Raw genomic sequence first — 12997 nt, 5'->3', positions numbered from 1 at the left:
GGCTGTCAGCCACCGCTGACACGCGTCACGACGTTGCGCGCCGCTCCACCACGCCCCGCACGAACGCCGCCTGACCCGCGTGCTGGAGGTCGTCCGCGATCACCGAGACCAGTCGGACGCCGAGGGTGACCGGGGGGTCCCAGGCGGTGTCGACGATCCGGCCGAGGTCCGCGTTCGTCACCGAGCCGATCAGCTCCACCGTCCGCGCGTGCACGGCGTCGTGGTACCCGAGCAGCAGCTCGGCCGACGCGCGCACCTCGCCGACCTGGGCGCTCGTCTGCCCGTATCCGGTGGCCCGGCGGGGGAACGGCAGGGCGAAGCGGGCGGCCCAGCCGTCCGAGGCCCACAGCTGCTCCGTGTCGAAGGCGTCCGCGAGGTGGTCGTCCTGGATCCGGGTGAGGTGCCAGACGAGCCAGGCGACCGAGTTGGCGTCCGGGTCGATCCGGGCGGCGAGCTCGTCCTCCGTCAGCCCTTCCACGGCATCGCGGACGACCTCGCGGATCCGGCCGAACGCGTCCACAAGGAGCGCGGCGCTGTTCACGGGATGTGTGTCATGCGTGAGATGGCTGAGATGCCTGGGAGTCGCGGGGTTCACGGGTGGCTCCTCTCCGCCTTCCACCGCGCCACCGTCGCCTCGACGTCGAAGAGCGTCCGGTTGAGCGGGGGTCCGGCCAGCGGCCGGGCGAGGGCTTCGGCGATCTTGGTGTTGATCTCGCCGAGGATCCGGCGGACCTGGCGCTCCGAGACGGCCGCGGCCACCGCCTCCTCCGCGTCCTCGGCCTCCTTGCGCAGGGCGAGCGACGGCGGGAGCACGGACGCGCCCTCGCTGTGCATCTTGCCCTTGATCCACCACAGTTCGTCGTACGGGGCCGAGTCGTCGGGCAGGGGCTTTCCGAAGCCGGGCAGGCTGCGGAACTCGCCGCGCTCCGAGGCCTCCCGGATCTGCTTGTCGACGAACGACTCGAAGCTCACGCCCGGCGGTTTCCGTTCGGTCATGTGTCCAGACTACGTAATCACCGCCGCACGAGTGTGGTTCTCGCGGTCTACTGCGGCACGCGATCTTCCGGCACGCTGTGGTCCGTTCAACGCGCGTCGACCCTGATCCCCCAAGGGTCCCCGCGCCGCCGATCCCCGCCCCCACCCCTCGTACCGGAGGACGCATGCGTGCACGGATCACTCCACTCGGCACCCTGCTCGCGCTCGTCGCGGGCCTGCTCACCGCGCTCGTCACGACCACCCCCGCCCAGGCGGCGCCGCTCTTCAAGGCGCCCTACCCGTGCGGCCAGCAGTGGACCTACAGCCACCACTCCGCCGAGGTCCGCCAGGCCCTCGACTTCATCCGCTCCGACGGCGGCACGACGGCCGGCACCCCGGTCCTCGCCTCGGCGTCCGGCACCGCCTACCGCTACTCCCAGCCGAGCGGCGCCGGCAACTACATCGTGGTCGACCACGGCAGCGGCTGGAAGACGTACTACTTCCACCTCAACGCCTACTCCGTCGCCGACGGTGCCTGGGTCGCCCAGGGACAGCAGATCGGCACCACCGGCACCACCGGCAACAGCTCCGGCGCCCACATCCACTACGAGCAGCTCTACAACGGCGTCGGCCAGCCCATCGTCATCAACGGCGCCTCCCTCGCCCCCTACCCGGGCTCCTACGGCTCCAAGTACCTGACCAGCGACAACGGCTGCTCGGGCGGCGGGGGCGGGAAGTACTGGGTCGACACCTTCGCCAACGCCACGGGCTACGCCCAGGCGAACACCAACGACGCCCAGGGCGTGCTGAACGCGGGCACCAACTACGTCTACTGCAAGGTCTGGGGGCAGGAGGTCCGGGACGGCTCCGGGAACTTCAACCACTGGTGGCTGAGGACGGACCTCGACACCGTCTACGCCGGGAAGAACGGCAACGGAGCGTACGTCTCCGCGTACTACCTGTCACGCTGGGGCAACGACGAGGCCCGTGACAACAACGGGGCGGTCATCCCCACCTGCTGACCCGACGGGAAAAAGGCAGGAGCCCCGCTCGTGCCCGGAGGCACGGAGCGGGGCTCCTTGGGTACTGCTCTAGACCAGCGCTGAAGCCGACCCGGGCAACTTAGGCCGGGGTGACGTTCTCCGCCTGCGGGCCCTTCGGGCCCTGCGTGACGTCGAAGGTCACGAGCTGGTTCTCCTCAAGCGAACGGAAGCCGTTCGCGTTGATCGCGGAGTAGTGGACGAAGACATCCGGGCCGCCGCCGTCCTGGGCGATGAAGCCGAAGCCCTTTTCAGCGTTGAACCACTTCACGGTTCCGGTAGCCATGAGCCCTCCTATGGGCCAAAGGGTCGCCCTGCTCCAGAACCTGCAAACAAGTCTGAAAACTACAAAAGCCTGCGGGTCACATGCTCCGCAGGCTCTGTACTGCAAGGGAAACCAAACTGCAACTTGCGGACGAGCCTAGCACGCAGGGCGCGGCGGGCGGTAGAGGGAAAGATCACGTCACCCACATGTTTGATCTGCGGTTCCACGCTGACGTCCGACGTGTCGCGAGCCCCGGCGATGCCCGCGCCGCGAGGCGGGTCTAGCCTCGCAATGTGGACAATGCAACCGACGACGCAACCGGCGCCCACCGACGCAGCCGGCCCCGCGTCGGACACATCCAGTTCCTGAACTGCCTGCCCCTTTACTGGGGACTGGCGAGGACCGGAACGCTCCTCGATCTCGAGCTCACGAAGGACACCCCGGAGAAGCTCAGCGAGCGCCTCGTCCGGGGCGACCTCGACGTCGGCCCCATCACCCTCGTCGAGTACCTCCGCAACGCGGAGGACCTGGTCGCCCTCCCCGACATCGCCGTCGGCTGCGACGGCCCCGTCATGTCCTGCGTGATCGTCTCCCAGCGGCCGCTGAAGGAGCTGGACGGGGCCCGGGTCGCGCTCGGTTCCACCTCCCGCACCTCCGTACGGCTCGCCCAGCTGCTGCTCGCCGAGCAGTACGGGGTGAAGCCCGACTACTACACCTGCCCGCCGGACCTCGGCGTGATGATGCAGGAGGCGGAGGCGGCGGTCCTCATCGGCGACGCCGCGCTCCGGGCCTCGCTGCACGACGCTCCCCGCCTCGGGCTCCAGGTCCACGACCTGGGCCTCATGTGGAAGGAGTGGACCGGGCTGCCGTTCGTCTTCGCCGTCTGGGCGGCGCGCAAGGACTACCTGGCGCGCGAGCCCGAGACCGTCCACGAGGTGCACCAGGCGTTCCTGGCCTCGCGCGACCTCTCCCTCGAAGAGGTCGCCAAGGTCGCCGAGCAGGCCGCCCGCTGGGAGACCTTCGACGCCGAACTCCTGGAGCGGTACTTCCGCACGCTCGACTTCCGCTTCGGCCCGGAGCAGCTCGCGGGGGTGCGGGAGTTCGCCCGCCGCACCGGCCCGACGACGGGATTCCCGGCCGACGTCCGGGTGGAACTGCTGCCGCCGAACACCCTGAGGAAGCCGTGACAAGCGCTGGCGTACGCTGGTTCGGTCGATCAGAACCCCTCCGAAAGGGACGTACCCGGTGACCGAGAAGGCCGAGCTCCAGTCTGTTCTCGACCGCGCAGCCGCGGGTGGCCGGATCACCCCCGAGGAGGCGCTCGACCTGTACCGCTCGGCGCCCCTGCATGCGCTGGGGTCCGCCGCCGACGCCGTGCGCCGCCGCCGGTACGCGGGGACCGAGCACATCGCGACGTACATCATCGAGCGGAACATCAACTACACGAACGTCTGCGTGACGGCGTGCAAGTTCTGCGCGTTCTACGCGCCGCCGAAGGACACGGCCAAGGGCTGGACCCGCGACCTCGACGACATCCTGCGCCGCTGCGCGGAGACCGTGGAGCTCGGCGGCACCCAGATCATGTTCCAGGGCGGCCACCACCCGGACTACGGCGTCGAGTACTACGAGAAGCACTTCGCCGCGATCAAGCAGGCCTACCCGCAGCTGGTCATCCACTCGCTCGGCGCCTCCGAGGTCGAGCACATGGCCCGGATCTCGAAGGTCTCCGTCGAGGAGGCGATCACCCGCATCCACGCGGCCGGTCTCGACTCCTTCGCAGGTGCCGGCGCCGAGCTGCTGCCCGAGCGGCCGCGCAAGGCCATCGCCCCGCTCAAGGAGAGCGGCGAGCGCTGGCTGGAGATCATGGAGATCGCGCACGGCCTGGGCGTCGAGTCGACCTCCACCATGCTGATGGGAACCGGCGAGACCAACGCCGAGCGGATCGAGCACCTGCGCATGATCCGTGACGTGCAGGACCGGACGGGCGGCTTCCGGGCCTTCATCCCGTACACGTACCAGCCCGAGAACAACCACCTCAAGGGCCGTACGCACGCCACGCTCTTCGAGTACCTGCGGATCATCGCGGTCGCCCGCCTCTTCCTCGACAACGTCGCCCACATCCAGGGCTCGTGGCTCACCACGGGCAAGGAGATCGGCCAGCTGACCCTGCACTACGGTGCGGACGACCTCGGCTCGATCATGCTGGAGGAGAACGTCGTCTCGTCGGCGGGCGCCAAGCACCGCTCCAACCTGCGCGAGATGATCGACATGATCCGCACGGCGGACCGCGTCCCGGCGCAGCGCACCACGACGTACGAGCACATCGTGGTCCACGACGACCCGGCGAACGACCCGGTCGACGAGCGCGTCGCCTCGCACATCTCGTCCACGGCGATCGAGGGCGGCACGGCACACCCCGAGCTGAAGCTCCTCGACGCCAACTGAGGCGACCGTGCTGACGATCCACTACGCCGAGGCGTCGCCCGAGACCGCCGTCCTGGTCGACGGCGACGTCGTCGCCGCCGTCGGACCGTACGAGGACCTGGCCGCCCTGCGCCCCGAGGCGCGGGTGCGGCAGTGGCCCGGCATCCTCACGCCCGGACTGCTCAACCCGTACGGGCCCGAGCTCCTTGAGGGCATGTACCACCCGGACCCCCGGGAGGCCGAGGGGTTCGGCACCGAGCCGATCCCCGGGGAGCGGGCGCAGCGGATCTTCCGGATGGACCCGTCCCGCCGCGGGGCGTCCGCGCGCCGCGGCGTGCAGCGGATGCTCGCGCACGGGACGGTCGCGGTAGCGGGCGAGCTCCGCGGCCAGGCGGCGGCGGACGCCGTGCGCCGGGCCGGTCTGGCCGTCGGCCGCCGCCCCGACAAGCTCCCGGCCGGCCCGTCCTTCTCGCCGGCGCCGCTGATCCTCCTGCCCGGTCTGGCCCCGGGGGGCCCGGCGCGTTTCGCCGTCTTCGACGTCCCGGACCGGGCGGCCCTGGTCCGGCTCGGCCCGTCGACCTGCGTGGCCACCGTGATCGGCGGCCGGCTGGTCTACCGCGCCCGCTGAGCCGTCCCGGGTCCGTTCCGGGGTCCGTGCCGGGTCCGTCCCGGGTCCGTTCAGAGTTTCGTGCGGGGTCGTGTCAGGCCTCCGTTGAGCGGCTCCTCCGGCTCCAGCGGATGCGCGTTCCGGGCCTTCACCAGGTCCAGGAAGCGGGGGTCTCCGGTCAGGGCGGAGAGGTCGCGTGCCGTCAGCGGCACCGCCGCTCCCTCCCCGAACACGGAGAGCGCGACCCGGCTCTTGCCGTACCAGTACTGCACGGCCTTGAAGTCAGCCCACTCGACGATCTGCCCGGTCTTCAGCTTCGTGTCCTTCTCGCAGTCGCGGCAGTCCTGGAGGAGGGAAGCCGACATCGGCCGCACCGAGACCGTCATGATGAAGGGCCGGCCGTCCACCGTGATCCGGTACTCGGCCACCTGGCCCTCCACCGGCCGGATGTCGGTGACCTTCGCGGGCAGCAGCTCGTCGAGGAGCGCCGCCGTCTTCCGCTGGTGCTCCGTGGCTCGCTCCCGCTCGGCCTCGGCCTCGGCGTCGACGTGCTTCGCCACCCCGGCGACGTCCGCCCCCGGGCCCGGCAGCAGCGTGAGGCCGAGGGCCCCCGCCGTGACCACGGCGAAGGCAGCCGCCCCGACCGCGAGCCGGGACCGGGTCCGTCGCCTGCGGCCCTCGCGCACCGCGAGCGGGGCGAGGTCGGGCAGCGGGGGCAGACCGTCCGTCGTGCGGTCCATGGCGTCGCGCAACAGAGCGGTGCCGTCGTTGTTCTCCACGGTGGACCTCAGCTTTCCGTGATCGAGAGCCCGGCATCCGCCAGGCGTACGCGAAGTCGGGCGAGCGAACGCGAGCACTGGCTCTTGACCGTGGCCTCGCTGCACCGCAGCAGGGTCGCCACGGAGGCCACGCTCTGGTCCTCCCAGTAGCGCAGCACGACCATCGCCCGTGCCCGGGGCGGGAGCTCGGCGAGTGCGCCGAGCAGCGTCACCCGCAGATCGGTGTGGTCGGCGGGCGGTGCCGGTTCCGTGCCCCCGGTCCGGGTCAGCGCGAGCAGATCGCGCAGCCGGCGCCGCCGCTCGGACAGGAAGGTGCGGGTCAGCACCGTCTTGGCGTACGCGTACGGATGATCGGCGGCCCCCGCCCGCCGCCAGTGCTGGTACAGCTTGGCCAGCGTGGTCTGGGTCAGGTCCCGGGCGCCCTCCGCGTCCCCGCAGAGCAGGTACGCCGTCCGGTACAGCCGCTGTTGCGCGGAGCGGGCGAACTCCTCGAACCCCGCGACCGTCCCCACGTCCGTCCCCACAGCCGTCCCCACGTCCGGTCCCCCGTCGGGTCCCACGTTCACCCCCACGGGTCTCACCTCGGTCGGCACTGCCATCGCACCCCTGCTCCTCTCGGTCCCGGACAGCGCCTCCGAAGAGCGCTTCCGACCGTCCTTGAGCACCGCCGGGCCCGAAAGGTTGAAGCGGTACGGGAAGAGATTCGGGCGGCTGCTTGAATGGGTCCCGTGACCCGAGCCAACCTGGACAAACAGCCGCACGAAGTCGCCTCCATGTTCGACGACGTCGCGGCCAACTACGACCTCACCAACGACGTGCTCTCGCTCGGCCAGGACCGCCGCTGGCGCAAGGAGGTCGCGAAGGCGGTCGACGCGCGCCCCGCGCAGAAGATCCTCGACCTGGCGGCGGGTACGGCCACGTCCTCGCAGCCCTTCGCGCGCGCGGGCGCGTACGTCGTGCCCTGCGACTTCTCGATCGGGATGCTCCAGGTCGGCAAGAAGAACCACCCGTGGATGCCGTTCACGGCGGGCGACGGCACGAAGCTGCCCTTCCGCGACGACGTCTTCGACGCCGTCACGATCTCCTTCGGGCTGCGGAACATCCAGGACACCGAGCAGGCGCTGCGCGAGCTGTACCGGGTGACGAAGCCGGGCGGCCGGGTCGTCATCTCCGAGTTCTCGCACCCCACCTGGGGGCCGTTCCGCACGGTGTACGAGGAGTACCTGATGCGCGCGCTGCCGCCGGTGGCGCGTGCCGTCTCCTCGAACCCCGACGCGTACGTGTACCTGGCGGAGTCCATCCAGTCCTGGCCGGACCAGCCGACCCTGGCGGGCTTGCTCCAGAAGGCCGGCTGGTCGAAGGTGGCCTGGCGGAACCTGACCGGTGGGATCGTCGCCCTCCACCGGGGGTTCAAGGCCGTCTGAGCGGTCGGCGGCTACTTCGCGTACATGCCGTAGCCGCCCACCCCGGCGTACACCGAGTCCGCCACCTTCCGGTACACGTACTTGCCGCCCACCCGGTCCGTCGGCGGGGTGTTCACGGCCATGTCCGTCAGCGGCCGTGTCACCAGGGTCGTGGAGCCGCCGCCGTCCAGGTTGATGGCGTCGATGATCCCGAGGCCGGGGGCGTCCAGGAGGGTGGCGAAGTCCCGCAGGTAGGCGCCGTCCTCGTTGGTCGTGAGGTCGCCGCTCGGGACGGTCTCGCCGCTGAGGGTGACGAGCACCGGGCGTCCGTAGACGTTGGTGCCGAGCGCCGTGCGCGAGTCGATGCAGATCTGGGTCGTGCCGTCCTTGCCGGTCCTCGGCTCGCTGCACGAGTTGGGCAGCTCCGAGGGGATCGATCCGTCGCGGAGCAGCTGGTGGAAGGAGCTGACGACGTCGACCGACTCGTCCAGCGGGATGTCGCGGTTCAGGGTGACGTCGTGGAGCTTCTGGTCGATCGTCACCCGGTCGTCGACGGCGAGCCGTTCGCGGAGCCACTGCGCCCCGGTGCCGATGCCCTGGATGACGCGGCCGCCCTCCGGGACGGTGGTCCCGCCGCGGCCCTCGCGGACCTGGGTGACGACGCCGTGCGCGTCGACGACGACCTCGAAGCCGGCGTCGGCGGTGGCGGCGATGGTCGGGTCGGTGCCGGGCTTGGGCACGGGAAGGCCGTAGTCGTCGGTGAACACGACGATCTCGTCGGGGTCGGTGAAGACGGACGGCTTCGTGGTCACCTGCGTGTCCTCGGCGTCGCGCGCGCAGTGCGGGGGCCGGCCCGGGGTCCGGTTGAAGTCGTCGACGCGCACCGTCTCGCCGGAGGGCCCGGTCAGCTTCAGGTCGGTGAGGAGCTTGGTGATGTACGGGGTGCCGTACTGGATCACCGCGCCGGTACTGCCCTTCCCGCCGTTCCAGCAGCTGGAGCTGTGCAGGACGCCGTCGGTGGCCGAGACGCTGGAGTGCGCCGCGGTGTCCGCGACGCCGGCCCCGGCGGGTTCCGGCTGGAAGAGGCCGCCGTTGACGCCCGCGTACGGGCGGCGGGCCACGGTGTTGGAGACCTGGGTGAGCTGGTCGGTCACCACCTCGGCCGATCCGCCGCTCGTTCCGATGGTGCTCTCCAGGGTGAGGCCCCCGGCGGTCGGGTCGATCTCGACGACCTGGAGGATCCGGGGCTTGGCCCGGTTGTCGGGGCTCGTTCCGTCCGCGAGGACCTTCTCGGTCCAGGTGGTGTGGGTGACCCCGGCGGTGATCTTGACCGATGTGCCCTTCGTCCAGTTGGCGAGCGGGTCGGCCGCCGGTACGTCGGCGTGTGCGGCGGCGGAGGTGAGGGTGAGGGCGGCGCCGAGGGCGGCGGCCATGGCCACCCAGGGGCGGAGGCGGTTCCCGGTCACTGGCATTCCGCCGTTCCGTTGACGAGCTCGTGCGAGCGGATGGAGGTGGCGAACGGCGCCGGGACGGTGATGCTGTCGCCGCGCAGGACGACGTAGGCGCCGTACTTCGTGGCGTCGTCCGGGTCGGTCCAGCTGCCGGTGAACGTCGGCTCGGGGTAGAAGCAGACGTGCTTCTGCGTGCGGTTCCAGACGGACTTGGGCATGGCGCCGGTGCCGTAGCTGTTGCCGTAGTTCCGGGTGGTCGGGTCGGTCTTCGGGAGGTGGACGGTCATCGCGCCGCGGCCGTTCGGCTCGGGGAAGGTGCAGACCCGGTTGTCGGGGCAGCGCTCGTAGCCGGTGAAGCAGCGGGCGCGGGCCGGGACCAGCTTGTGGGAGCGGACGGCGCCGGCCGCGTACGCGTCGGCGTTGCCCGGCTTGACGGTCTGCAGGGCGCCGCCGTACGCGGGGTCGCCGTAGACGCAGGCCCAGAGGTCGGTGTTGTTCTTCGCCGACAGGGTCTTGCCGTCCCAGGCCGGGGCGTAGCTCTCCAGGTTCTGCAGGTCGGTGAAGTCGCGCCGCTCACCGGTCCCCTTGGCTCCGGAGTAGAGGCAGAGCGTGTCGGCCGGGCAGTCGGCGAAGTCGGTGGACTCGGCGTTCGCGGGCAGCACGTAGAACAGCGAGCAGAGGAGGGCGAGGACGGCTGTGATCAGCGCGCCCCGCCGTATATCGAATCGGAAGTCGGTCACGGATGATCAATCTGCCATCACGTTCCGCACAGGGGAACACGTGTTCACCCTGTGGGAAAGCGGTGGGGTGACCCTCCGCTTCCCCCGCACCCGCCCCCCATAGACTGCGATACGTCCTCAACACCGAATTTCCGGGAGACTCCGTCGTGACCGAGCAGCCCCTCTCCGAGCACACCGCTGATGTGATCGTCGTCGGGGCGGGCCCGGCCGGCTCCACCACCGCGTACTACCTGGCGAAGGCCGGACTGGACGTCCTGCTCCTGGAGAAGACCGCGTTCCCCCGCGAGAAGGTCTGCGGCGACGGCCTCACCCCCCGCGCCACCAAGCAGCTCGTCTCCATGGGCATCGACATCTCCGAAGAGGCCGGCTGGCTGCGGAACAAGGGCCTGCGGATCATCGGCGGCGGCGTCCGCCTGGAGCTCGACTGGCCCGAGCTCGCCTCGTACCCGGACTACGGGCTCGTCCGCAAGCGCGACGACTTCGACGAGCAGCTCGCCCGCCAGGCCCAGAAGGCCGGCGCCCGCCTCTACGAGCGCTGCAACGTCGGCGCCCCGATCGTCGACGACCGCACCGGCCGCATCACCGGCGTCCACGCCAAGCTCGGCGACGAGAAGCGCGAGGTCACCTTCCACGCCCCGCTCGTCGTCGCCGCCGACGGCAACTCCACCCGGCTCTCCCTCGCCATGGGCCTGCACCGCCGCGAGGACCGCCCGATGGGCGTCGCCGTCCGCACGTACTTCACCTCGCCCCGCCACGACGACGACTACCTGGAGTCCTGGCTGGAGCTGTGGGACCGGCGCGGCCCGCAGGACCGGCTGCTCCCCGGCTACGGCTGGATCTTCGGCATGGGCGACGGCACGTCCAACGTCGGCCTCGGCATCCTCAACTCCTCCTCCGCCTTCCGCGAGCTGGACTGGCGCGAGGTGCTCAAGGCCTGGTGTGCCTCGATGCCGGAGGACTGGGGATACACCCCGGAGAACATGACGATGCCGATCCGCGGCGCCGCCCTCCCGATGGCCTTCAACCGCCAGCCGCACTACACCAAGGGCCTGCTGCTCGTCGGCGACGCGGGCGGCATGGTCAATCCGTTCAACGGCGAGGGCATCGCGTACGCCATGGAGTCCGGCCAGATCGCGGCCGACGTCATCGTCCAGGCGCACGCCCGCGCGACCCCCGCGCAGCGCGAGCTGGCCCTGCGGAACTACCCGCAGGTCCTCAAGGAGACCTACGGCGGCTACTACACGCTGGGCCGCGCCTTCGTGAAGCTCATCGGCAACCCGAAGGTCATGAAGATCGCGACGCAGCGCGGCCTGACCCACCCGCTCCTCATGAAGTTCACCCTCAAGATGCTGGCGAACCTCACGGATCCGACGGGCGGCGACGCGATGGACCGCATCATCAACGGCCTCTCGAAGGTGGCACCCCGAGCTTGACCGTTCAAGGCCGGGACGCTCGCTGGACAGTCGAGCGGCCCGGCTCGTGGCGTTGGGCCGTCACACGTTGACGATTTTTACCGTCGGCGAGCCCGGAAGCTCCTCGGCGGCCTTGCACAGCGCCGGGATGTGCGACTTGTCAGACGTGACGAGGAGTACCGGGGGAGTGCAGAGTGCGGCCGTGGCGACCACGAGTGCGTCCACGAGGCATTCGTGTCCGTCAAGGCCCGAGGCGTCCAGCAGTTTCGCTGCGGCGCCCGTCACCGCGTCGTTGACCGGTTTCACGTCGAACCGGGACAGCAGGAACTGGAGTCGCTTGGCGGCTTCTCCTGTTCGGCGCACCTCCAAGGGCGTCAGTGCGGACAGCGCCACGCGTCGGCCGCTCTGCTGAGCGACCTCAATGCGCGCACGCATCCTCTCGTCGCCGTCGACGTGTAGTGAAAGCCCCTGGGCGTCCAGGACGAGCGTGCCCTCGCTCTTTGCCTTGATCTTGAGGCGCTTGCTTACCACTCCTGCTCCGCCTGCCGCCGCGCTTCGGCGGAGACGGGGCCGAACGCCTTGCGGTCGGCGGTCACGACCTCGCGGAGCTTCTGCGCGGCGAGCCATTCCTCCAGGGCCTCGGCCACAACGGAGGAGAACCCGCTCTTGCCGGCGCGTTCCTCTACTTCCTTGATCAATGACTGGGCGAGCGACACGGATCTCTTGCCGGCCCGCTCGACGGCCTGGGGTGCCACGTGACTGCTCATGCCTAAAACGTAACACCGTCGGTAGGAAAATTCTCGTCCGATGGTTACCTCGGTGGAACCAAGGTGGCCCCGAAGGCCTGAAGCGCGCGAACGAAAAGGGCCCTCTTCCCGCGGGAGGAGGGCCCTTCGCCGTGTCACCGGTTGACCGAGGCCGCCTTCCTGATCCGCTCGTCGAGCTCGGTCCTGACCTGCTTCAGCGTCTCGGCGTGCCGGTTCATCAGCTCGTTCTGGAACCCGACCTCGGAGGTGTACCAGAGGGCCACCAGATCCGTCCGCTTCTTGCAGGCGACGTCCTGCCGTGCGGCGGCGATCGCCCTGGCGTTGCCGAACTCGGCCTCGGACCTCAGGCCGAGGGCCTTCTGCGGCGAGACGGGGTCGGTGACGCCGTACCCCTTCTCCGCCATGCACGCCGACCAGGCCTTGAGGGCCTTCGCCACCTTCGGGTCCTCCTTGGCCCGGGAGAACGCCTCCGACTCCATCCCGAAGACGTAGAGCAGGTCCACGGGGTCCTTCTTCTCCGCGTAGAGCCGGAGGTGGCCCTCCCGGCCGCAGCCGCCGACCGGCACCTTCTGCCCGCCGACCGTCCGGCCGCTGTCGGTCTTCCGGGACTCCTCCAGAGTGGTCGGGGGAAGGACCATGCCGCCGCCCGGCTTGGACTTGAGCGGCGGGCCGTGCAGGGCCAGCTGCTCGGACGAGGAGAGGGAGCCCTCGGCCGCCTTGCCGGGCCCGGGGCCGACGCCGGGCTTGACGTACCCGTACCGGGCGGCCGTCGTCTCGTCCGTGACCCCGTACCGCGACCAGGTGCTCCTGGTGCGCGGCAGGGGCCGGACCGGCGGCCGGTACGTGAACCCGAACCGCTTCATGCAGTCCGCCGTCAGCAGGTCCTGTGCCTTCTCCAGGCTGCGGATCTGCTCGTTCGACGTCTTGTACGGGTCCAGGGGGTACACCAGCTGCGCGGCGGGCACCTTGGCCGGGTCGGACGGCGGCTTCGCACCGGCGGAGACGGCCTGGCCGCCCTGTCCTCCCGGTCGGCCCGGGTCGCCCGGTTCGCCCGACGAGCACGCGGTGAGCAGCGCCGTACTCAGCAGGAGGGCGGCGGCGGTGAGTGGACGGCGGGGACGCATGAAGGGGGCT

The 12997-nt window shown here is 70.5% G+C and carries 16 protein-coding genes; 6 read left to right on the top strand and 10 right to left on the bottom strand.

What is annotated here, in order from left to right; genetic code table 11:
• Window positions 1–25 precede the first annotated feature (25 nt).
• The gene (locus tag ACFC0G_RS29745; protein ID WP_351822740.1) at window positions 26–541 is read right to left on the bottom strand and encodes a DUF664 domain-containing protein; all 516 of its coding nucleotides are present in this window, start codon (window positions 539–541) and stop codon (window positions 26–28) included.
• Between the two features lie 50 nt (window positions 542–591).
• Window positions 592–996, bottom strand: coding sequence for a DUF1992 domain-containing protein (locus tag ACFC0G_RS29740; protein WP_376408853.1), 405 nt, complete (start codon window positions 994–996; stop codon window positions 592–594).
• A 164-nt stretch (window positions 997–1160) separates the two neighbouring features.
• Here ACFC0G_RS29740 and ACFC0G_RS29735 point away from each other — a divergent pair, with 164 nt between their 5' ends.
• Window positions 1161–1997: a M23 family metallopeptidase gene (locus ACFC0G_RS29735; protein ID WP_376408850.1), complete on the top strand. Its 837-nt coding sequence runs from the start codon at window positions 1161–1163 to the stop codon at window positions 1995–1997.
• A gap of 100 nt (window positions 1998–2097) precedes the next feature.
• Here ACFC0G_RS29735 and ACFC0G_RS29730 read toward each other — a convergent pair whose 3' ends face one another.
• A complete protein-coding gene (locus ACFC0G_RS29730) occupies window positions 2098–2301 on the bottom strand; it encodes a cold-shock protein (protein WP_030208785.1) in 204 nt (67 codons plus the stop codon).
• A 272-nt stretch (window positions 2302–2573) separates the two neighbouring features.
• Here ACFC0G_RS29730 and ACFC0G_RS29725 point away from each other — a divergent pair, with 272 nt between their 5' ends.
• Genes ACFC0G_RS29725 through ACFC0G_RS29715 form a run of 3 tightly spaced genes read left to right on the top strand, consistent with a single transcriptional unit; the run spans window position 2574 to window position 5332 of the window.
• Window positions 2574–3467, top strand: a complete 894-nt coding sequence (locus tag ACFC0G_RS29725) for a menaquinone biosynthetic enzyme MqnA/MqnD family protein (protein ID WP_376408847.1) — start codon at window positions 2574–2576, stop codon at window positions 3465–3467.
• Window positions 3468–3525: 58 nt separating this feature from the next.
• Window positions 3526–4725 (top strand): cyclic dehypoxanthinyl futalosine synthase, encoded by a 1200-nt coding sequence (mqnC, locus tag ACFC0G_RS29720; protein WP_376408844.1) that lies wholly within the window; start codon window positions 3526–3528, stop codon window positions 4723–4725.
• Between the two features lie 7 nt (window positions 4726–4732).
• On the top strand, window positions 4733–5332 hold the full coding sequence (locus ACFC0G_RS29715) for a hypothetical protein (protein WP_376408842.1): 600 nt from the start codon (window positions 4733–4735) through the stop codon (window positions 5330–5332).
• A gap of 50 nt (window positions 5333–5382) precedes the next feature.
• On the opposite strand, the gene ACFC0G_RS29710 is transcribed toward ACFC0G_RS29715, so the two are convergent.
• Together ACFC0G_RS29710 and ACFC0G_RS29705 are read right to left on the bottom strand one after the other, a co-directional pair.
• The gene (locus ACFC0G_RS29710; RefSeq protein ID WP_376408839.1) at window positions 5383–6090 is read right to left on the bottom strand and encodes a hypothetical protein; all 708 of its coding nucleotides are present in this window, start codon (window positions 6088–6090) and stop codon (window positions 5383–5385) included.
• 8 nt (window positions 6091–6098) lie between these two features.
• Window positions 6099–6689 (bottom strand): SigE family RNA polymerase sigma factor, encoded by a 591-nt coding sequence (locus tag ACFC0G_RS29705; RefSeq protein ID WP_376408837.1) that lies wholly within the window; start codon window positions 6687–6689, stop codon window positions 6099–6101.
• A gap of 129 nt (window positions 6690–6818) precedes the next feature.
• Between ACFC0G_RS29705 and ACFC0G_RS29700 the strand changes: the two genes are divergently transcribed.
• Window positions 6819–7514, top strand: a complete 696-nt coding sequence (locus tag ACFC0G_RS29700) for a demethylmenaquinone methyltransferase (protein ID WP_376408834.1) — start codon at window positions 6819–6821, stop codon at window positions 7512–7514.
• Window positions 7515–7525: 11 nt separating this feature from the next.
• On the opposite strand, the gene ACFC0G_RS29695 is transcribed toward ACFC0G_RS29700, so the two are convergent.
• Both ACFC0G_RS29695 and ACFC0G_RS29690 read right to left on the bottom strand, forming a co-directional pair.
• Window positions 7526–8965: a phosphodiester glycosidase family protein gene (locus tag ACFC0G_RS29695; RefSeq protein ID WP_376408831.1), complete on the bottom strand. Its 1440-nt coding sequence runs from the start codon at window positions 8963–8965 to the stop codon at window positions 7526–7528.
• Window positions 8956–9684: a peptidase inhibitor family I36 protein gene (locus ACFC0G_RS29690; protein ID WP_376408828.1), complete on the bottom strand. Its 729-nt coding sequence runs from the start codon at window positions 9682–9684 to the stop codon at window positions 8956–8958. Before ACFC0G_RS29690 ends, ACFC0G_RS29695 begins: the two co-directional genes overlap by 10 nt.
• A gap of 146 nt (window positions 9685–9830) precedes the next feature.
• Here ACFC0G_RS29690 and ACFC0G_RS29685 point away from each other — a divergent pair, with 146 nt between their 5' ends.
• Window positions 9831–11117 (top strand): geranylgeranyl reductase family protein, encoded by a 1287-nt coding sequence (locus ACFC0G_RS29685; protein WP_376408825.1) that lies wholly within the window; start codon window positions 9831–9833, stop codon window positions 11115–11117.
• Window positions 11118–11177: 60 nt separating this feature from the next.
• Here ACFC0G_RS29685 and ACFC0G_RS29680 read toward each other — a convergent pair whose 3' ends face one another.
• The 3 genes from ACFC0G_RS29680 to ACFC0G_RS29670 all read right to left on the bottom strand — a co-directional run bounded on the left by ACFC0G_RS29680 (window position 11178) and on the right by ACFC0G_RS29670 (window position 12987).
• Window positions 11178–11627 (bottom strand): DNA-binding protein, encoded by a 450-nt coding sequence (locus ACFC0G_RS29680; protein WP_376408822.1) that lies wholly within the window; start codon window positions 11625–11627, stop codon window positions 11178–11180.
• Window positions 11621–11863, bottom strand: a complete 243-nt coding sequence (locus ACFC0G_RS29675; RefSeq protein ID WP_147420012.1) for a hypothetical protein — start codon at window positions 11861–11863, stop codon at window positions 11621–11623. Before ACFC0G_RS29675 ends, ACFC0G_RS29680 begins: the two co-directional genes overlap by 7 nt.
• A gap of 134 nt (window positions 11864–11997) precedes the next feature.
• Window positions 11998–12987, bottom strand: coding sequence for a hypothetical protein (locus ACFC0G_RS29670; protein ID WP_376408819.1), 990 nt, complete (start codon window positions 12985–12987; stop codon window positions 11998–12000).
• Window positions 12988–12997 lie beyond the last annotated feature (10 nt).

The sequence above is a fragment of the Streptomyces sp. NPDC056169 genome (assembly GCF_042268445.1).
GTDB lineage: Bacteria > Actinomycetota > Actinomycetes > Streptomycetales > Streptomycetaceae > Streptomyces.
The sequence above is the reverse complement of the archived record's forward strand: the minus strand, read 5'-3'. Positions and strand labels throughout refer to the sequence as shown.